Below are 19,311 nucleotides of genomic sequence, written 5' to 3' on the forward strand. Positions count from 1 at the left end.
CAGCATCATGGGCGTCACGCTTGCCAAGGGGGGGAACGTCTCCCTGTCCAAGGCCGCTCCGAACCTCACCCAGGTGATGATCGGACTGGGCTGGGACGCGCGTTCCACCACGGGAGCCGACTTCGACCTCGACGCCAGCGCGCTGATCTGCAGCGACGGCCGGGTCATGGGGGACGAGTGGTTCATCTTCTACAACCAGCTCAAGAGCCCGGACGGCTCGGTGGAGCACACCGGTGACAACCTCACCGGTGAGGGCGAGGGCGACGACGAGTCGCTGCTGGTCGACCTCTCCAAGGTGCCGGTCCGCTGCGACAAGATCGTCTTCCCGGTCTCCATCCACATGGCCGACGAGCGCGGCCAGACGTTCGGCCAGGTCAGCAACGCCTTCATCCGCGTGGTGAACCAGGCCGACGGACAGGAACTGGCCCGCTACGACCTGAGCGAGGACGCCTCCACCGAAACCGCGATGATCTTCGGTGAGCTGTACCGCTATCAGGGCGAGTGGAAGTTCCGTGCAGTGGGGCAGGGGTACGCGTCGGGGCTGCGCGGCATCGCTCTAGACTTCGGAGTCAACGTTTCGTAAAGCCGATTACGGCAGCGGGGGGACCCGTACACACACCTGGGGTAGCCAGTGGTTCTGAAAACCTTCGGCTGGTCGTTCGCGGTCACCGCGCTCGGTCTGGTCGCAGCGTTCCTCTTCGGGGGGTGGACCGCCTTCGGCATCGTGGCGATCCTCTCGATCCTCGAGATTTCGCTGTCCTTCGACAACGCGGTGGTCAACGCCGGAATCCTGAAGAAGATGAATGCCTTCTGGCAGAAGATCTTCCTCACCATCGGCATCCTGATCGCCGTCTTCGGTATGCGACTGGTCTTCCCCGTCGTCATCGTCGCCGTCAGCGCGCAGCTCGGTCCGATCGAGGCCGTCGACCTCGCGCTCAGCGACAAGGACCGCTACCAGGAACTCGTCACGGACGCCCACCCGGCGATCGCCGCGTTCGGTGGCATGTTCCTGCTCATGATCTTCCTGGACTTCATCTTCGAGGACCGGGACATCAAGTGGCTCGGCTGGCTGGAGCGCCCGCTGGCCAAGCTCGGCAAGGTCGACATGCTGTCGGTCTGCATCGCGCTGATCATCCTGCTGATCTCCGCCGTGACCTTCGCGACCCAGGCCCACCAGCACGGCGGTGCCCACGTCGACAAGGCCAGCACGGTCCTGCTCTCCGGTATCGCCGGTCTGATCACCTACATGATCGTGGGCGGTCTCTCCGGCTTCTTCGAGGACAAGCTCGAGGAAGAGGAGGAACGCGAGCACGAGGAGGAGGAGAAGGCCGCCCGGGAGGGCAAGCCCCGCTCCGCCGTCGCCCTGGCCGGCAAGGCGGCGTTCTTCATGTTCCTCTACCTCGAGGTGCTGGACGCGTCCTTCTCCTTCGACGGCGTGATCGGCGCCTTCGCCATCACCAACGACATCGTCCTGATGGCGCTCGGCCTGGGCATCGGCGCCATGTACGTCCGTTCGCTCACGGTCTACCTGGTCCGCCAGGGCACCCTGGACGACTACGTCTACCTGGAGCACGGCGCGCACTACGCGATCGGCGCCCTGGCGATGATCCTCCTCGTCACCATCCGGTTCGAGATCAACGAGATCATCACCGGCCTGGTCGGTGTCGTCCTGATCGGTGCCTCCTTCTGGTCGTCGGTGCGCCGCAACAAGCGGATCGCGGCGACCGAGGGAAAGGACGCCGTGAAGACTGAGATCTCCTCCGGGGTGTGACAGCCCTCCGGGTGAGGAACGCTCTCGACGGGGCGGCCACCGAGGACCGGTCCTCGGGGCCGCCCCGTCGGCCGTCGGCACACGGGCGTGCCCGGCGGCCACCGGCGGGGGTCGGACAAGCGGATATGGGGCGGGAATGGGTTTCCTGGACGGACTGCGGCGCGGACGCGAGAGCGCCTTCGACTCGGGCAACGCGGCCACCAACGCCATCGAGCTGACCAAACGGCACGGCCAGGTGTCGCTGACCAAGCAGGGCGCGGCCACCGGGCACCTGCGGATCAATCTGAGCTGGCGGATGCGCACCTCCGACTTCGGCGGCCCCCAGCGGGAGAGCCTGCTGCGCCACCCCTTCAAGGCGCTCAAGCCGCCCGAGGTCGTCGGCCACAGCCAGTCCATGGTCAACGTCGACCTGGACCTGGGCTGTCTCTACGAGCTCCAGGACGGCACCAAGGGCGTCGTGCAGCCCCTCGGCGGCCTCCTCGGGGACGTCAACGCGCCGCCGTACGTCAAGCTCAGCGGCGACGACCGGTTCGGTTCCGCCTCCGGCGAGACGATCTACGTCAACCTGGACCAGCGGGAGAACATCAAACGCCTGCTGGTCTTCGCCTACATCTACGACCAGACGCCCGCCTTCGACCGCACGCAAGCCGTCGTCACGCTCTACCCGAGCAACGGCCCGCGGATCGAGATCAACCTCGACGAACGCCATCCCCAGGCCCGGTCCTGCGCCGTGGTGATGATCGAGAACGTCAAGAACGAGATGATCGTCCGCCGCGAGGTGAAGTTCGTCTACGGCTTCCAGGCCGAACTGGACCGGCTCTACGGCTGGGGACTGCAGTGGGGCCGGGGCTTCAAGACGAAGGTCGAGCGGTGACCCGGCCTTCCCTCCGGGTGCGTACCGGCCGCTAGCGCCCGATGAACTGCGGGCCCTGCGGGGGCAGCCGGAAGTCCGGGTCGGGGGACGCGGGGGCCGGCGGCGGGAAGCCGTACCCGGCCTGCCCGCCGCCGGCCGCGGTGGCGGGCGCGGGCGGGTAGCCGTAGGCGGGCGGGCTGGCCGGCTGGGGGTAGCCGTAGGCGGGCCGGCCGGCGGCGGGCTGCTGCGGCGGATAGCCGTAGGCCGGCTGCGCGGGCACGCCCGCCGGCTGCTCGGGCGGCAGCGGCCGGGACACCTCGGGAGCCGGCGGCACGAGAGGGGCCTGCGGCTGGGTCAGCGCCTCGGAGGAGGGCCGCTCCGGCATCTGCGTGGTGGGGGGCGGCTGCTGGGCGGCGCCGTCCGCGTCGGACTCGTCGGCGGGGCCCGGCTCCTCCACCGAGATGCCGAAGTCGGTCGCCAGTCCCTCCAGGCCGTTGGAGTAGCCCTCGCCGAGCGCCCGGAACTTCCAGCCGTCCCCGCGCCGGTACAGCTCACCGCAGATCAGCGCGGTCTCCTGGCCGGTCTCCGGCTTGATGTCGAAGTACGCCAGCGCGTCCCCGTCGGCCGCCTGGGCGTCGTACAGCAGGATGCGCAGCGCCTGTACGCGGTCGAAGGTGACGCCGTCCGCCGACGCGACGAGGAGAATCCGGCCGACACCGGACTCGACACCGGCGAGGTCTGTCTGGATCGTGTCGGTCAGGCCCTCGGCGCCGCGTTTCTTGCCGAGCCGCCAGACCTTCCCGGAAGGGTGCCGGGGCTGGTTGTAGAACACGAAGTCCTCGTCGGAGCGCACACGGTCGTCGAGGCCGAGGAGCAGCGCGGAGGCGTCGACGTCCGGCACCCCCTGCCCGGGCGACCAGCGCAGCACGGCGCGTACGGTGGTGGCCTCGAGAGGGACGTTCGACCCCTTCAGCATCGCGTGCGTCATGTGGGTCATCCTGCCCTCTCCGTCCTGGTCACGACAACGTGGGGGGTTGGGCTCGACACGGTCGGGTTACCTGAAGTTCATGCCCGGCGGGAACCGTCGACATCGAGATCTACGTACTATTACCGGCCACCTTCCGACATTCCACTGATTCCACGGACACCACGGGGGAGTTAAATGCGTCATTTCGGGCACATCGCCCCTGCGGTGCGGAAACGTCTCTTCTACCAGGAGCCCGGTGAGTTCACCCCGGCCTCCCCGGCCCGGCTCCTCTCCGCCGCCCTCGGGGCCACGCTCTACAGCCCGGCGACCAGGCCCCGCCTCGCCGACGACGTCCTCAAGCAGGGCGCCCAGGGCGTGGTCTCCATGGTGCTGTGCCTGGAGGACTCCATCAGCGACGCCGACGTGATCGCCGGTGAGGAGAACCTCGTACGCCAGTTCGCCGACCTGGCCGGACGGCCCGGGGCGGAACGGCCGCTGCTGTTCATCCGCGTCCGCACCCCCGAGCAGATCCCCGACCTCACCCGGCGCCTCGGCCCCACCGTGTCGCTGCTGTCCGGATTCGTGCTGCCGAAGTTCACCGCCGAACGCGGCCTGCCCTTCCTGGAGGCGCTGACGCTCGCCGAGGCCGAGAGCGGCCACCGGCTGTTCGCCATGCCGGTCCTGGAGTCCCCCGAACTGCTCTACCGCGAGTCCCGCGTGGAGACCCTGGAGGGCATCTTCCGGGCCGTCGACAAGTACCGCGACCGCGTCCTCGCCCTGCGTCTCGGCGTCACCGACTTCTGCTCCTCCTACGGGCTGCGCCGCGGCCCCGACATGACGGCGTACGACATCCAGGTCGTCGCCTCCGTCATCTCCGACGTGGTGAACATGCTGGGCCGCGCCGACGGCACCGGGTTCACCGTGACCGGGCCCGTCTGGGAGTACTTCCGCGTCCAGGAGCGCATGTTCAAGCCCCTGCTGCGGCAGAGCCCCTTCCACGAGGTCCAGGCCGTCGCCCTGCGCCAGAAGCTCATCGAGCACGCCATGGACGGCCTGCTGCGCGAGATCTCCCTCGACCGCGCGAACGGACTGCTGGGCAAGACCTGCATCCACCCCTCCCACGTCCTGCCCGTCCACGCGCTGTCCGTCGTGAGCCACGAGGAGTACAGCGACGCCCAGGACATCCTGCGGCCGGAACGCGGCGGCGGGGGTGTACTCAGGTCGGCCTACACCAACAAGATGAACGAAGTGAAGCCGCACCGCGCCTGGGCCGAACGGACCCTGCTGCGCGCGGAGGCCTTCGGCGTGGCGAACGAGGACATCGGCTTCGTCGAACTGCTCGCGGCGGGCCTGGCGGACTGAGGGGATGGAGAAGGCTGTGAACGAGGGGACGCACCACCCGGTGCGAGACGGCGCCCCGGCCGGTGAGGACATATGGTCCGGCAGCTGGGTCGCGCGGCGGCTCGGCGTCGAGCTGGCCGGCGACGACGCGCTGCCCGGCCTGCTGGGGCTGGCCCTGCGCCGCAACCCCAAGCGGGCCCACCTGCTCGTGTCCCACGTCCTCGGCAAGCACGTCCCCCAGTCCCCGGCCGTCGTGCGCGGCCACGGGGTCGAGCTCGGCCGCAGGGTGCGGGAGCTGCTGGGGGAGTCGGCGCAGCGGGCGGTGGTGCTCGGCTACGCGGAGACCGCCACGGGTCTCGGCCACTGTGTCGCCGACGGTCTGGGCGTCGCCCCCTACCTGCACTCCACGCGCCGTCCGGTCGAGGGGACGGCCACGGCGGGCGGCTTCGAGGAGTCCCACTCGCACGCCACGTCCCACCTGCTGCTCCCGGAGGACCCCCGGCTGCTCGCCGGCGAGGGCCCGCTGGTGCTGGTCGACGACGAGTTCTCCACGGGCAACACGGTGCTGAACACCGTCCGTGATCTGCACGCGCGGTATCCGCGGACGCGGTACGTCGTGGTCGCCCTCGTCGACATGAGGTCGCCCGCGGACGCCGGACGGCTGGAGGAGTTCGGCCGCGGGATCGGGGCGCGGATCGACCTGGTGACGGTCGCCTCGGGCACGGTGCGGTTGCCCGACGGCGTCCTGGAGAAGGGGCAGGAACTGGTGGCCCGCCACGAGGCCGCCACCGACGGTGCGCGGTCGGGTGCGGGTGCGTCGGGGCCGGTCGCGCGGGTGGACCTGGGCTGGCCCGACGGGCTTCCCGACGGGGGCCGGCACGGCTTCACCCCCGCACACCGCGCCCGCCTCGAATCCGCCCTCCCCGGTATGGCCGCCCGCCTCGCCGAGGCCCTCCCCGCCCACGCGCGCCGCGTCCTCGTCCTCGGCTTCGAGGAGCTGATGTACGCCCCGCTGCGCCTCGCCGGCGAGCTGGAGCGGACCACCCGCGCCGAGGTGCGCTTCTCCACCACCACCCGCTCACCCGTCCTCGCCGTCGACGACCCCGGCTACGCCATACGCACCCGCCTGGTCTTCCCCGCCCACGACGACCCCGCCGACGGCCCGGGCGACCGCTACGCCTACAACGTCGCCGGCGCCGGCTTCGACGCCGTCGTCGCCGTGGTCGACTCGGCCGCCGACACCCCCGCACTGCACGCCCCCGGCGGACTGCTCGCCCGGCTCGCCGCGCACACCCCGCACGTCCTCCTCGCGGTCGTACCGTCGTACGTGCCCGCCGCCTCCCAGGACGCCCCCGAAAGGCCCGCCACCATGCTGCCCGACCCCCTCAGAGGTCCCGCCTTCTCCTCGTACGCGCCCGAGGAGGTCGGCTGGCTGCTCCAGGACCTCTCGGACGTGACGCTGGAGGCGCCGACCGAGGAGCGCGAGGAGGCCATCCAGAGCGGCGGCGCCCACTACGCCGAGTCGCTGCCCGTGGAGTACCAGCCCAGCGAGCAGTACCAGCAGCTGTTCCACGCGGCCCTCGACGAGTCGGCGGCCCGCCTCGCGCACGCCGTGGGCGTCGTCACCGAGACCGTCCTCGCCGAGCGGTCCCCCCGCCCGGTGCTGGTCTCCCTGGCCCGCGCCGGCACCCCCGTCGGCATCCTGATGCGCCGCTGGGCCCGGCACCGCCACCAGCTCGACCTGCCGCACTACGCCGTCTCCATCGTGCGCGGCCGCGGCATCGACGCCAACGCGCTGCGCTGGCTGGCCGCCCACCACGACCCCCGGGACGTCGTCTTCGTCGACGGCTGGACCGGCAAGGGCGCCATCACCCGCGAACTCGCCCAGGCCGTGGAGGAGTTCGAGAAGACCGAAGGGGTCACCGGCTTCGACCCGGAGATCGCCGTCCTCGCCGACCCCGGCTCCTGCGTCCGCACATACGGCACCCGCGAGGACTACCTGATCCCCTCCGCCTGCCTCAACTCGACCGTCTCCGGCCTGATCTCCCGCACCGTGCTGCGCGCCGACCTGGTCGGCCCGCACGATTTCCACGGCGCCAAGTTCTACCGGGAACTCGCCGGCTCCGACCTGTCGGTGGCCTTCCTGGACGCCGTCTCCGCACGCTTCCCGGAGGTCACGGACGCGGCCTGCGCCCAGGCCAAGGAACTGCTCTCCACCGACCGCACCCCCACCTGGGAGGGCTGGGCCGCGGTCGAGCGGATCAGCGAGGAGTACGGCATCCACGACGTGAACCTCGTCAAGCCCGGCGTCGGCGAGACCACCCGGGTGCTGCTGCGCCGGGTGCCCTGGAAGGTGCTGGCCCGTGCGGGAGCGGGCAGCGACCTCGACCACGTCCGCCTGCTCGCCGGGCAGCGGGGCGTGCCGGTCGAGGAGGTCGATCAACTCCCCTACACCTGCGTGGGGTTGATCCACCCCCGCTACACCCGGGGCGCGACCGGCGCCGACGGCAGGACGGTGACCCGCTGATGTCCGTCGTCGTCGCCAGCGATCTCGACCGCACCCTCATCTACTCCGCCGCCGCCCTCGCCCTCACCATGCCCGACGCGCGGGCCCCGAGGCTGCTGTGCGTGGAGGTCCACGAGAGCAGGCCGCTGTCCTTCATGACGGAGACGGCGGCCCGGCTGCTCACCGAACTCGGTGACGAGGCCCTCTTCGTCCCCACGACGACCCGCACCCGCAAGCAGTACCAGCGCATCAACCTGCCCGGCCCCCGGCCCACGTACGCGATCTGCACCAACGGCGGCCACATCCTGGTCGACGGTGAACCGGACCGGGACTGGCACGCCCGGGTGCTCGCCCGGCTGGCCGACGAGTGCGCCCCGCTGTCCGAGGTCCGGGAGCACCTGCTGCGGACCGCCGACCCGGTGTGGGTGCGCAAGCACCGCGTCGCCGAGGACCTCTTCGCCTACCTGGTCGTGGAGCGCGAACTGCTGCGCGAGGAGTGGGTGAAGGAACTCGCGGTGTGGGCGGAGAACCGCGGCTGGACGGTGTCCCTCCAGGGCCGCAAGATCTACGCCGTGCCGAAGCCGCTCACCAAGAGCGCCGCCCTGCGCGAGGTCGCCCGCCGCTCCGGCGCGGACCTCACCCTCGCCGCCGGTGACTCCCTCCTCGACGCCGACCTGCTCCTCGCCGCCGACCGGGGCTGGCGTCCCGGCCACGGAGAGCTCGCCGACGCCGACTGGACGGCGCCCGCGGTCAGGGCCCTGCCCGAGCGGGGCGTCCTCGCCGGGGAGCGCATCCTGCGCGAGCTCCTGCGGACGGTCCGCTCGCCGCGCTGACCCCGCACGACCTCGGAGGACGGCGGCGCGCGTCACCCCGCCCGTGCGGTGGGGTGACGCGCGCCGGCCGGCCCGCGACTCCGCGCTCAGCGCTCCCGTCCGCGGCCGGTGGGCTCGTAGGCGCCGGTGACGCGCAGCTGCCGGGTGGGGTGGTCCTCCTCGCCGGCCTCCGACGCGGCTGTCTCCCCGGGCGTGTCCCGGCCGTCACGCCGCCGGCGTCCGGCCCCGGGCCGCCGCAGCCGCAGCACCACGAAGACCAGCACCGCCAGCGCAGCCGCTCCGAGGGCCACCTTCGAGTACGCCGAGGCGAACGACGTGACCTGTTCCCAGTTGTCGCCCAGCAGATAGCCCGCGAGCACGAACGCGGTGTTCCAGATCGCGCTGCCCAGCGTGGTCAGACCGAGGAACACCGGGAGCCGCATGCGCTCCACACCGGCCGGGACGGAGATGAGACTGCGGAAGATCGGGATCATCCGGCCGAAGAACACGGCCTTGGTCCCGTGCCGCAGGAACCACGCCTCCGTCTTCTCGATGTCGGAGACCTTCACCAGCGGCAGCCGCCCCGCGAGGGCGACGGTGCGGTCCCGGCCCAGCAGCGCGCCGACCCCGTAGAGGGCGAGCGCGCCGATCACCGAGCCCGCGGTGGTCCACAGCAGCACGGCGAGCAGCCCCATCCGGCCGGTACTCGCGGTGAAGCCGGCCATCGGCAGGATCACCTCGCTGGGCAGCGGCGGGAAGAGGTTCTCCAGCGCGATGGCGAGTCCGGCGCCGGGGGCACCCATCGTGTCCATGAGGTCATGGACCCACTGCGGCCCGGGGCCGCCTTGGGCCGCGACCGTCACCAGGGCCGCGTCCGGTGCCGTCAACTGCGCTGTGAGTGCCGTCATGCCGTCCAGGCTAGGAATCCGTAGCTGAAGGGAGGCTGAGGAGGACCGCGCACCCTGTCACGGGTACGGGCCACCACAGCCGTCGCTCACGGGTTTCCACGCCGGGCGTGCTCACACACGCCGATTCGGGCGGGCCGGGCCGGCAGCGCGTCAGCCGCAGCAGCCGCCCCCGCAGCAGCCGCCACCGCCGCCGCCCGCGGGGGGCGCGGGGGCCGCGGCCGACGCGGTGCCGCCCACCGCGACCGTGGAGAGGAGCTTCACCGTGTCGTCGTGGCCGGCGGGGCAGGCCGCGGGGGCGGAGGACTCCGCCATGGGACGGCTCAGTTCGAAGGTGTCGCCGCAGGTCCGGCAGCGGTACTCGTAGCGAGGCATGGGCACAGGTTAGCCGGGCCGGCCGCCGGCGTGTGCGTCAGTGAGCGCCGCCGCCCCGCTCCTCGCGAATGCGGGCCACCACGTCGCTCACCGCCGCCCGTACCGTCTCCGTCTCCGTCAGGAAGTGCCAGTAGTCGGGGTGGCGGCCCTCCAGACCGGCGACGGCCCGCTCCAGCCGGGCGACGGCGTCGTCCAGCGGGCGGGCGTCACGCGGATCGGGAGTGTTGCGGCCGGCCATCGCCAGCCGCTGCGCGTCCCGGATGGCGAAGCGGGTGCGTTCGATCTCCTGCTCGGGGTCCTTCTGCACGGCGTTCAGCCGCCGCAGCCGGTCACCGGCGGCCGAGACCGCCTCGTCGGTCGTGTTCAGCAGGGCCCGCGCGGTCGACAGCAGCGCGGTCGCGTCCGCCCAGCGCTGCTGCTCACGGGCGGTCCTGGCCTCGGCGAGCCTGCTCTCGGCCCGCGCCACGTTCTCCGCGGCGACCTCGGGCACGTTCTGCAGGTCCTCCCAGCAGGCGACGGTGAAACGGCGGCGCAGCTCGCTCAGTATCGGTTCGACCTGCGCGGAGCGGGTGGTGAGGGCCTGGGCGCGGGTGCGCAGGGAGACCAGCCGGCGGTCGATCTCGGCGGCCCGCTCCGGCAGCCGCTCGGCCTCGACGCGCACGGCCTCGGCCTCGCGCGTGACGCGTTCGGCCCGCTCCAGGGTCGCGGGCACGCCGTGCTGCCCGGCCCCCTGGTTCAGCTTGGTCAGCTCCGGCGAGAGCGTCGCGAGCCGGGCGGCGAGGTCGTCGGCCGCGAGCCCGGAGCCGCGTGCGGTGTCGAGGGCCTCGGACGCGGCCAGCAGCGCCTGCCGGGCCCGTTCCACGGAGGGCGCGAGCCGGGCGAGCTGGGTCTCGGCCTTGCCCAGGAGCGGGCCGAGCCCGTCGGCGAACCGGTCCAGCTCCTGCTTGACCCGCCCCAGTTCCTCCTGGGCGGCGGTCAGCTGGGCGCGGGCCTGGGACGCCGCCGACGCCTCCAGGTCGTCCCGGTCCAGGTCGTGGGAGTCGACGGCGTCGATGTACCGGTGGCTGGCCTCGTCGATGCGCCGGCCGAGCGCCTCGAAGTCGGAGACGACGCGGCGGGCGGCGGGCGAGGAGTCGACGGCGGTGATCGTCTCGATGGAGATCCGCAGATCGCGCTGTGCGGTGTCGAGTTCGTAGAACGCGGCCGCCGCCGCGTCCTTCGCGGCCTGCGCCTCCGCACGCTGGTTCTCGGCCCGCCCGCCGAACCAGCGCCGGGTCCCGCCGCCGGCGAACGCGGCGGGCAGCAGCAGCGCCGCGACCAGCGGCAGCCCCGCGAGGGCGAACGCCTCCCGCAGCGGGCCGGGGGCCCGGCGGGCGCGCGGCCCCGGCGGCCGGAGCGACGGGGCGCGGCGGGTGCGGGGCACACGCGGTCCCGACGGCGAGTACGGCCGCGCTGGTATCGCCGTCACATCCCTCTCCCGTACTGTCGTCCGCCCTGCCCGGTGTCATTGTCCCACCGGTGGAGGACGAACACACGGGCCCGTCAGTTCGCCGTACGGACCGTGAGATTCCCGTCGCCGGTGCGGGCGGTCACCCGGTGGGGGCTGGAGGAGTCGCGGGTCACGGACACGTCCTCGCCGCCGTCACCCGTCCGCGTGTCCACCCGGTAGCCGGCCGGGGGCAGTTCGATGGTCGTCGAGCCGTCGCCGCTGCGGGACTCCACCAGGTCGGGCACGGCGCCGAGTTCGAGGTGGACCGAGCCGTCGCCGCTGTGGACGCGCACCGTGCGGGAGGAGACCCGGGCGCGCACGGATCCGTCGCCGGTGCGCAGCTCCAGGGGGCCGGTGGTGTCGGTGACGTGGACCGAGCCGTCCGTCGTCCGGATGCTCAGCGCGTCGCGGAAGCCCTCGGCGCGCACGCTGCCGTCCTTGTCCTCGACCTCGACGGTGACGCCCCTGGGCACCTCGATGCGGTGCCGGGCGTCGCAGTCGACGACGAGGCCCGAGCACTTCTGGCGCAGCACCAGCCGGTCGCCGTCCATGGACCAGGTGCTCTCCGCGTCGGAGCCCACGACGACCCTGCCCCGGAACCAGCGGGTGACCTCGATCCGGCCCGCGGGGTGGTCGTCGGCCGCGACGATCTCCAGGGCGGAGTCGTCGGAGTCGATGGTCAGCGTGCGGCCCGGCAGGCCGAAGGACCGGCGGTCGGGATCGTCGTCCCCGGCGGCCGACGTCCCGCAGGCGCCGAGTCCCGCGACGAGCACCGCGACGGCCCCGGTGAGGGCGAGCGGCCGCGTCCACGCGGTACGGGTGGTGCGGGTCGCGGTGCGGGACGTGCGGGTCATGGTGGTCTCCCCCTGGGCCGGACGGTGGCGCGCCCGACAGCCGTGTTCGAGCACTCTTCGACCGTACGGACGCACGGCCCGGCGGGGGATCCGGGCCGCTCCCGGATCAGGGGTGGGGATATCCCCAGGAAAACCCCGGGAGAGTGCCGCGCGGCCCCCGCGGGACCTCGGGATACGGGTGTGCCGGACCGCGCCCCGGGCCATGTAGGCTGTCGACTCGACCTGGGCACGCGGCCCGGGCCCCGGGTGCGTAGCTCAGGGGTAGAGCGCCTGCCTTACAAGCAGGATGTCGGCGGTTCGAAACCGTCCGCGCCCACCGTGACCGACGGCCTCCGGAGACTCTGTCCGGAGGCCGTCGTCGTGCGCTCACGACGAGCCCCGCGCGCCCCCTCCCGTGCCCTCGGCCGTGTCCTCGTGGACGTGCTTGAGCCGGCTGCGGGCGTGGACCCGGTCGGAGCCGCCGACCGCGGCCCAGTAGCGGTGGCCGCTGACGAAGACCGCGAGCTCGTGCTCCCGCCGTCTGAGCTTCTCCACCTCGGCCTGTTCGTCCTCGGTCCAGCCCGGCGAGGCGGGGCGCTCGACCTTCCGCCAGCCGTTGTCGTCACTGAACCCGTCGAGGGGTTCCACCGACCAGGGGAGCCGCTTCAGCAGGGCCGACAACTCGGCCCTGACCTGGTGCAGTTCCTCCTGACCGGCGAGGAGGTCACTCGGAAAGTCATAGGTCGCAGCCACAGCGCAATAATACGCCTGTTCGATTTTGGGTGGCGAGTTGCCGGAGGGTCTTCCCCCGCGCATTCGTTCGTTCGTGGCCGTACGCGGGCACCGCGCGTCAGACTGGGGGCATGTGCCGGAGTATCAAGACCCTGCGTCCGCCCGTGCTGCCCGAGGAGGCGACGGAGGAGGAGATCAGGGCCGCGGCCCTGCAGTACGTGAGGAAGGTGTCCGGCTTCCGCGCGCCGGCGGCGCACAACCGCGAGGTGTTCGAGCGGGCGGTGGAAGCGATCACCGAGGCGACCGCGGAGCTGCTGGACGGCCTGGAGGTCCGCGGGGCCGCCGCGCGGCAGGCGGCCGGTTAGTCCGCGGCGCCGGCCCTCCGGGGGACGGGGCCCGGTCCGGGGCCTACGAAGCCTCCGAGGGCCGGGGGTGCGGCCTGCGGCGCATCAGGAAGCCCGCTCCCGCGCCCGCCGCGAACAGCGCGCCGACCGACACCGCCGTCGCCAGCCACGTCGCGCCCAGCCAGTGGGCGCCGAAGTAGCCCAGGGCCACGCTGTAGCCCGCCCAGGACACTCCCGCCAGCGCGGACCAGGGCAGGAAGTCGCGGGCACGGTGCCGTGCGGCGCCGGCGCCGAGGGAGACCACCGAGCGGCCGGCCGGGGCGAACCGGGCGAGGACGACCAGCGCGCCGCCCCCTCGCGCCAGCGCCGCGCCGAGACGGTCCTGCGCCCCGCTCAGCCGCCGGGAGCGGGCGATGGCCCGGTCCAGGCGGGCGCCGCCGCGCCAGGCGAGGCGGTAGGCGACCAGGTCGCCGAGGACGGACGCGGTGGCCGCGCAGAGCGTCAGCGCCAGGATGTCCGGCACGTCGGTCGCCGTACCGGCCGCGGCCGCCGTGGCCGCCGTGATCACCAGGACCCCGCTGGGCAGGACCGGGAGGAAAACGTCGAGCAGGACCGACAGGGCCACCACCGCATAGATCCACGGGCTGCCGACCAGCGACCCCAGACTCTCCACCCGAACTCCCCGTAGCGCCCCCGTGGGCCAGATCCGGCCGTGCTGACGCGGGGGCGGCAGGAGTGGCAGAAGTGTGGCCGATGACAGCCATACAGCGTACGCCCGGTAAGTGACAGAAAGGTCACGGGGGGTTCGCGCGCCCGCTGTCCGCCGTTCGCCTTCCGGCCGGTGGGTCCCCGGAGGGCCGGGCGTGCGGGACGCCCTCCCCGAGGTGCCGGGGGAGGGCGCCGCGCGGTCGGTCAGGCGGTCACCGGGGTCCGCTCCGTCGTCCGCCGGCCGTCCGGGGAGGAGGAGCGCCGGGCGAACAGGCGGTCCAGGCCGAAGGCGCCGGAGCCGGTGAACACCAGCAGGAACATGGCCCAGCAGTACAGGGCCGCGCCCTCGCCGTGGTTCTGGATGGGCCACAGGGCGTCGGGCTGGTGGACCGTGAAGTACGCGTACGCCATGGCGCCGGACGAGAGGAACGCCGCCGCCCGGGTGGCGAGGCCGAGCAGGACCAGGCAGCCGCCGACGAGTTCGATCAGGGCCGCGTACCAGCGCGGCCAGGCGCCCGCCTCGACGGCGCCGCCGGCGCCGTCCACGCCGCCGAGCAGGCCCAGCAGGGCCACGGCGCCGTGGCAGGCGAAGAGCAGCCCGACGACTATGCGGAACAGGCCCAGCGCGTACGGCTGGGCACTGTTGAGCCTTTCACTCATGGGGGGTCTCCTTCGGTCAGGCCGGCCCCCGCGGACGGGGCCGGTCCGGGGGCGGAACCGAGTCGGATTCCCACGCTAGAAACGCGCGACGCTTACTTGCAAGTTCAACATTCGGCCAGGAATCGCGCCCCTTCCGGGCGCCCCGGGGACCCGCCGTCGCACGTCAGTACGGTCCTCGGTCCACTCCCTCGCCCACGGGCGTGACCGGATCCACCTCCCGCCGCACAGGCGCCTCACAGGCGCCGTCGGACTCAACGGCTCAGCCGGGTCTCCGACACCGTCCTGAGGCGCACACCGGCGGCCCCCCGCCGCGCGTGCTCCAGCCGCAGCACCGCCGAGCGCCCGTGGGCGGTCAGCGTCATGAGCTGGTTGCCGAACCAGGGCCCGCCCGTCTTGCGCCAGCTCACCGCGGGCCGGTCCAGACCGCCGTGCCACGCGAAGACCCGTCCGAGCCCCCGGGCGAGGGAGCTCCACCCGAAACGGAAGCCGAGCCGTATCGACGCCGGGATCGAGTTGTGCACCGGGGAGCAGGTCAGCTGCACCACCCGGGCGTCCGGCGCCCCGCCCCCCGGCCAGCGCGGCTCCGCGACATAGGCGTGGTGGACGTCCCCGGAGAGCACGCACACCGTCGCCGGCGCCTCCGCCCCGGTACCGGCCTCGGCGATCAGCCCCGCCAGCCCGTCGAACGACTCGGGGAAGGCCGACCAGTGCTCCAGGTCCGCCGCGCGCCGCAGCTTCTCCCCGAAGCGCGCCCAGCGCGGGCCCTTGTCGCCCCGGCACAGGGCCGAGCACCAGGCCTCGGCGTCGTGCACCAGATGGGGCAGCAGCCAGGGCAGGGACGTACCGATCAGCAGGTGGTCGTACCCGTCGCGCCCGTCGAGGACCTGTGCGCGCAGCCAGGCGGCCTCGTCGTCGTCGAGCATGGAGCGCCGGCCCTCCTCCAGCACGCGGGCCGCGCGGCTGTCCACCATCACCATGCGCACCCGGCCGAAGTCGCGCCGGTAGCTCCAGCGCACGGCGGTCGCGTCCGCCTCGGCCTCGGAGGCGAAGGCGCGCAGCGCGCCGGTGCCGTCGGATCGCTCGCGCACGGCGGCGTAGAGCGGGTCGCTCTCCAGGTCGGCGGGGGAGAGGTTGCCCAGGTGCTGGTACACCCAGTACGACATCAGGCCGCTGAGCACCCGCTCGTGCCACCACGACGTGGCGCGCATGTCCTCGACCCAGGAGGCGGAGGTGTTCCAGTCGTCGATGACGTCGTGGTCGTCGAAGATCATGCAGGTGGGCACGGTGGACAGCAGCCAGCGCACCTGGGGGTCGAGCCAGGACTCGTAGTAGAGGTGGGTGTACTCCTCGTAGTCCGCCACCTGGATGCCGGGCGGCTCCTTCAGGTCGCGGCGGCCGGCCAGCCACTTCTGCGTGGCGTCGGAGGTCTCGTCCGCGTACACCTGGTCGCCGAGCAGCAGCAGGACGTCGGGCCGCTCGCCGGCCGGGTCCGCGGCGATGCGCTTGGCCAGGGCGTCGAGCGCGTCCGGGCCGACCGGGTCGGGCTCACCGGTGGGCGGGGAGGCCCACCGGCAGGAGCCGAAGGCGACGCGCGTCCGGTCGTCCGGGCCCGGGGTGGCGATCACGGAGGGCGGGAGCGAGGGGAAGGGGTCCTGCGGCAGCGGCCACACCCGGGTGCCGTCGAGGAAGACCTCGTACGGGGTGGCCGTCCCCGGCGCGAGTCCGGTGACCTGGACGAGCGCGTAGTCGTGTCCGGCGACGCGGAAGGTGCCGGCCTCCCCGCCGGGCCCTTCCGGGCAGCGCACCTCGACGGTGCCCGGCCCGTCGGTCTCGACCCACAGGGTCGCGGACGAGCCGTCGACGTACCTCAGCAGTGGTCCGAGCCGCAGTCCGGCCATGGTGACCCCTTCCTCCGTCGCCCCGTACGGTACGCAGCGACGGAGGCCGCCGGGGAGATCCGCGCGCCCGGCGGTTCGCGGGGCGCCTCAGCAGGTGGCCAGGTACCCCTGCAGGGCGGACTTCTCCGCCGAGTCGACCGACAGGTCGTAGTGGTACTTCACCTGCACCCAGGCGCGGACGTAGGTGCAGCGGTAGGCCGAGCGCGACGGCATCCAGGTGGCGGGGTCCTGGTCGCCCTTGGACTGGTTGACGTTGTCGGTGACGGCGAGGAGCTGCGGGCGGGTGCGGTCGTTGGCGAAGGCCTGGCGCTGCGCCGTGGTCCAGGAGCCGGCGCCGGAGTCCCAGGCCTCGGCGAGCGGCACCAGGTGGTCGATGTCGACGTCGGAGGCGGCGGACCAGGTGGCGCCGTCGTACGGGGAGTACCAGCTGCCGCTGGTGGAGGCGCAGGAGGAGTCGGTGACGACGTTGGTGCCGTCGCGCTTGAGGATCGTCTCGCGGGTGTTGCAGGTGCCGCTGACGGTGATCCAGTGCGGGAACAGGTCGCGGTTGTAGCCGGTGCGGTTCTCGGTGCGCACGTCCAGGGAGGAGAGGTAGCCCCGTGCGGTGGCGGCGCTGACCGGGGTGGGCAGGGCGGCGGAGGCGGACGGGGCGTGGAACAGGCCGACGGAGGCGATGACTCCGGTGAGCGCCGCGGCTATGCTGAGCCGTCGACGCGCGTAGAGCTTCGACATGCGAACTCCCTTGTGAGGTGGGGCGGTCGGCGTGCGGGCAGGGGAATGCTCGCGGCGCCGTGTTGCCGGGAGGGGTGGATCCGGTAAGAAGCTAATGACGCGTGCATGACACGTCTATGGGCCGGGTGTGAAGTTTCCGCGCACGGGGGCCGGGGCGGGCGTCGCGTACGATGGACGGCGCAGAAGGGGAGTAGCTCTTCGCCGGACCGTCGACATACTGCTCAGCCCGCCTGAGCCGGCGCCCGGAGGCGGACCCGCGGTGCGGGCCCCGCCAGCGAGACCTTCGGCAAGCAGTGCACGCCCGTGCCCCCTCGGCACGGGTGCCGTGTGCGCTGCCGTGCCGAGGTGTCCCGTGGAATCGCGCAGCACTCTCGGTGGGGCAGCCCCGACCGATTGAGGAACCGTTGATCAGCCTGACCGTGACGGCCGTCGTCTTCGGCGTCGTCTTCCTCGCCGAACTGCCGGACAAGACCGCCCTCGCCGGCCTCGTCCTCGGCACCCGCTACCGCGCCTCGTACGTCTTCGCCGGTGTCGCCGCCGCCTTCGCCGTGCACGTCGCGCTCGCCGTGGCGGCCGGCAGTGTCCTCACCCTGCTGCCGCAGCAGATCGTGCACGCCGTCACGGGTGCGCTGTTCCTGGGCGGCGCGGCGGTGCTGCTGCTCAAGAAGGACGACGGCGAGGAGGAGATCCGCAAGCCGGAGGACCAGAGCTTCTGGAAGGTCTCCGGGGCCGGATTCATGCTGATCCTCGTCGCCGAGTTCGGTGACCTGACGCAGATCATGACGGCCAACCTCGCCGCCCGCTACGACGACCCGCTCTCCGTCGGCCTGGGCGCGGTGCTCGCGCTGTGGGCGGTGGCAGGGCTCGGCATCGTCGGCGGAAAGGCGCTGATGAAGCGGGTGCCGCTGAAGCTGATCACGCGGATCGCGGCGCTGCTGATGCTGGGCCTCGGCGTGTGGAGCCTGTGGGAGGCGGTCACCGCCTGACGCCCGCCGGCGCCCGCCACGGGCGCCCAGCGGGGCGACGGCGGGCCGAAGTGTCGGTGAACGCTCGGTGAACCCGGTGGCGGGATGCCGGGTCGATTTTGTACCGTGGATGAACAAAGTGGCTCCCGCCCGTTTTCCCTGACCGGCGGGCGGGGCCGCCTTGTCCCCCCGAACGGACCCTCCGCGCTTTGGAGCCGCCGATGACGGCCACCGCCGTACTCACCGCCCGTGCCCTCCTGCTGGACATGGACGGCACCCTCGTCAACTCCGACGCCTCCGTCGAGCGCGTCTGGCGGCGCTGGGCCGACCGCAACGGGCTCGACGGCGACGAGGTCATGAAGGTCGTGCACGGACGTCAGGGCTACGCCTCGATGGCCCTGCTGCTGCCCGGGCGCCCCATGGAGCAGAACCACGCCGACAACGCCCGCATGCTCGCCGAGGAGACCGCCGACACCGAGGGCGTCGTCCAGGTACCGGGTGCCCACGACTTCCTCACCTCCCTCAAGGGCCTGCCGCACGCCCTCGTGACCTCCGCCGACATCGCCCTGTCGACGGCGCGGATGGCCGCCGCCGGGCTGGAGCAGCCGGACGTCCGGGTGACCGCGGAGTCCGTCGACGCCAGCAAGCCCGACCCCGAGGGCTTCCTCAAGGGCGCGGCCGAACTGGGCGTCGCCCCGGCCGACTGCGTGGTCTTCGAGGACTCCGGCGCCGGCATCGCGGCGGGCCGCGCGGCCGGCATGCGCGTCGTGGGCATCGGCCCCCGCGCCGCCTTCCACGCCCCGGACGTGGTCGTCCGCGACCTGACCCGGGTCCGGGTCGACCCGGACCCGGACGGCACGATCCGCCTGCACATCACGCCGTAGCGGCGGCTCCCGGCGCACCGGACCCACGGCTGCGTGACTCCGCTCCACCGGGCCCGCGCCGTGCGGGCCCGGATCCGTCCGGCCGGTGCACCTCCGCCCCGTGTACGTCACGGGTCCCGGTTCCCGGGCGGCTGCCCGTGCCCGATCCGCTCCTGAGCGGGAGGACCCTCCGGCCGCGCGCACGGCTCGCCCCGGGCCGCCTGACGGGGACGCCCACTCTCGGAGCGGGAACCGGCCGGTCACGGTCCCGGGTTCCGTCCTGGACGGTGGCGTGCCGGGGCGAGCACCCGGCGTTCCGCCCGGCCGGGCGGAACGCCGCGGTGGCGGCACGCCCCTCCGGCAGCCGGCCGCGCCCGCGGTCCACGTCTCGGCACGTCGGCCGAGCCCTCCGGCCGGAGGCCGCCGCATCCGCCGTCAGCGGCCTTTGCGGTCGCCGGGGCCCTCCGCCAGGAGGGAGCCGCGTTCACGGTCCTCAGCGGTCGCCGCGCCCCCGGCGGGAGGCGACGCGTCCACGGTTTGGGCCTCGGCGGGTGCCG

19 protein-coding genes and 1 tRNA gene are annotated in these 19,311 nt (G+C 73.0%); 10 read left to right on the plus strand and 10 right to left on the minus strand.

Annotated features, from left to right (window positions below):
- Positions 1-7 precede the first annotated feature (7 nt).
- The 3 genes from IE172_RS02995 (at position 8) to IE172_RS03005 (ending at position 2,645) form a co-directional block, all read left to right on the plus strand.
- Positions 8-583, plus strand: coding sequence for a TerD family protein (locus IE172_RS02995; protein WP_190095450.1), 576 nt, complete (start codon positions 8-10; stop codon positions 581-583).
- A gap of 48 nt (positions 584-631) precedes the next feature.
- Positions 632-1,771 (plus strand): DUF475 domain-containing protein, encoded by a 1,140-nt coding sequence (locus IE172_RS03000; RefSeq protein ID WP_190095451.1) that lies wholly within the window; start codon positions 632-634, stop codon positions 1,769-1,771.
- Between the two features lie 136 nt (positions 1,772-1,907).
- Positions 1,908-2,645 (plus strand): TerD family protein, encoded by a 738-nt coding sequence (locus IE172_RS03005; RefSeq protein WP_190095452.1) that lies wholly within the window; start codon positions 1,908-1,910, stop codon positions 2,643-2,645.
- A gap of 31 nt (positions 2,646-2,676) precedes the next feature.
- On the opposite strand, the gene IE172_RS03010 is transcribed toward IE172_RS03005, so the two are convergent.
- The gene (locus IE172_RS03010; protein ID WP_190095994.1) at positions 2,677-3,612 is read right to left on the minus strand and encodes a TerD family protein; all 936 of its coding nucleotides are present in this window, start codon (positions 3,610-3,612) and stop codon (positions 2,677-2,679) included.
- A gap of 174 nt (positions 3,613-3,786) precedes the next feature.
- Between IE172_RS03010 and IE172_RS03015 the strand changes: the two genes are divergently transcribed.
- From IE172_RS03015 to IE172_RS03025, 3 genes are read left to right on the plus strand one after another with little or no spacing between them, the layout of a single operon-like run.
- Positions 3,787-4,953, plus strand: coding sequence for an HpcH/HpaI aldolase/citrate lyase family protein (locus tag IE172_RS03015; RefSeq protein ID WP_190095453.1), 1,167 nt, complete (start codon positions 3,787-3,789; stop codon positions 4,951-4,953).
- A 4-nt stretch (positions 4,954-4,957) separates the two neighbouring features.
- The gene (locus IE172_RS03020) at positions 4,958-7,459 is read left to right on the plus strand and encodes a phosphoribosyltransferase (protein WP_190095454.1); all 2,502 of its coding nucleotides are present in this window, start codon (positions 4,958-4,960) and stop codon (positions 7,457-7,459) included.
- Entirely contained in the window at positions 7,459-8,271 is an 813-nt protein-coding gene (locus tag IE172_RS03025) for an HAD family hydrolase (protein ID WP_190095455.1), read from the plus strand. Before IE172_RS03020 ends, IE172_RS03025 begins: the two co-directional genes overlap by 1 nt.
- Before the next feature lie 86 nt (positions 8,272-8,357).
- Here IE172_RS03025 and IE172_RS03030 read toward each other — a convergent pair whose 3' ends face one another.
- The 4 genes from IE172_RS03030 to IE172_RS03045 form a co-directional block, all read right to left on the minus strand.
- Positions 8,358-9,158, minus strand: coding sequence for a DedA family protein (locus IE172_RS03030; protein WP_190095456.1), 801 nt, complete (start codon positions 9,156-9,158; stop codon positions 8,358-8,360).
- A 150-nt stretch (positions 9,159-9,308) separates the two neighbouring features.
- Positions 9,309-9,530 carry an FmdB family zinc ribbon protein gene (locus IE172_RS03035; RefSeq protein WP_037937401.1) on the minus strand — a complete coding sequence of 74 codons (222 nt, stop codon included), beginning with the start codon at positions 9,528-9,530 and terminating at the stop codon, positions 9,309-9,311.
- A gap of 37 nt (positions 9,531-9,567) precedes the next feature.
- The gene (locus tag IE172_RS03040; protein ID WP_229885758.1) at positions 9,568-10,953 is read right to left on the minus strand and encodes a hypothetical protein; all 1,386 of its coding nucleotides are present in this window, start codon (positions 10,951-10,953) and stop codon (positions 9,568-9,570) included.
- Between the two features lie 119 nt (positions 10,954-11,072).
- Positions 11,073-11,873, minus strand: coding sequence for a DUF4097 family beta strand repeat-containing protein (locus IE172_RS03045; RefSeq protein WP_190095458.1), 801 nt, complete (start codon positions 11,871-11,873; stop codon positions 11,073-11,075).
- A gap of 244 nt (positions 11,874-12,117) precedes the next feature.
- Between IE172_RS03045 and IE172_RS03050 the strand changes: the two genes are divergently transcribed.
- Positions 12,118-12,189, plus strand: a tRNA-Val gene (locus tag IE172_RS03050).
- 50 nt (positions 12,190-12,239) lie between these two features.
- On the opposite strand, the gene IE172_RS03055 is transcribed toward IE172_RS03050, so the two are convergent.
- Positions 12,240-12,605, minus strand: a complete 366-nt coding sequence (locus tag IE172_RS03055) for a DUF8825 domain-containing protein (protein ID WP_190095459.1) — start codon at positions 12,603-12,605, stop codon at positions 12,240-12,242.
- Between the two features lie 110 nt (positions 12,606-12,715).
- Between IE172_RS03055 and IE172_RS03060 the strand changes: the two genes are divergently transcribed.
- Positions 12,716-12,949 (plus strand): DUF2277 domain-containing protein, encoded by a 234-nt coding sequence (locus IE172_RS03060; protein ID WP_190095460.1) that lies wholly within the window; start codon positions 12,716-12,718, stop codon positions 12,947-12,949.
- 43 nt (positions 12,950-12,992) lie between these two features.
- Here the strand turns inward: IE172_RS03060 and IE172_RS03065 are convergent, their stop codons facing one another.
- The 4 genes from IE172_RS03065 to IE172_RS03080 all read right to left on the minus strand — a co-directional run bounded on the left by IE172_RS03065 (position 12,993) and on the right by IE172_RS03080 (position 16,926).
- Positions 12,993-13,601 (minus strand): DedA family protein, encoded by a 609-nt coding sequence (locus IE172_RS03065; RefSeq protein WP_190095461.1) that lies wholly within the window; start codon positions 13,599-13,601, stop codon positions 12,993-12,995.
- 239 nt (positions 13,602-13,840) lie between these two features.
- On the minus strand, positions 13,841-14,296 hold the full coding sequence (locus tag IE172_RS03070; RefSeq protein ID WP_190095462.1) for a DoxX family protein: 456 nt from the start codon (positions 14,294-14,296) through the stop codon (positions 13,841-13,843).
- Between the two features lie 251 nt (positions 14,297-14,547).
- Positions 14,548-16,194: an alkaline phosphatase D family protein gene (locus tag IE172_RS03075; RefSeq protein WP_190095463.1), complete on the minus strand. Its 1,647-nt coding sequence runs from the start codon at positions 16,192-16,194 to the stop codon at positions 14,548-14,550.
- Between the two features lie 87 nt (positions 16,195-16,281).
- A complete protein-coding gene (locus IE172_RS03080) occupies positions 16,282-16,926 on the minus strand; it encodes an HNH endonuclease family protein (RefSeq protein ID WP_190095464.1) in 645 nt (214 codons plus the stop codon).
- Between the two features lie 404 nt (positions 16,927-17,330).
- On the opposite strand from IE172_RS03080, the gene IE172_RS03085 reads away from it, so the two are divergent.
- Positions 17,331-17,912, plus strand: a complete 582-nt coding sequence (locus IE172_RS03085; RefSeq protein ID WP_190095465.1) for a TMEM165/GDT1 family protein — start codon at positions 17,331-17,333, stop codon at positions 17,910-17,912.
- 200 nt (positions 17,913-18,112) lie between these two features.
- A complete protein-coding gene (locus IE172_RS03090) occupies positions 18,113-18,775 on the plus strand; it encodes an HAD-IA family hydrolase (RefSeq protein WP_190095466.1) in 663 nt (220 codons plus the stop codon).
- The last annotated feature ends 536 nt before the right edge of the window (positions 18,776-19,311 follow it).

The sequence above is a fragment of the Streptomyces griseoflavus genome (assembly GCF_014649995.1).
GTDB lineage: Bacteria > Actinomycetota > Actinomycetes > Streptomycetales > Streptomycetaceae > Streptomyces > Streptomyces griseoflavus.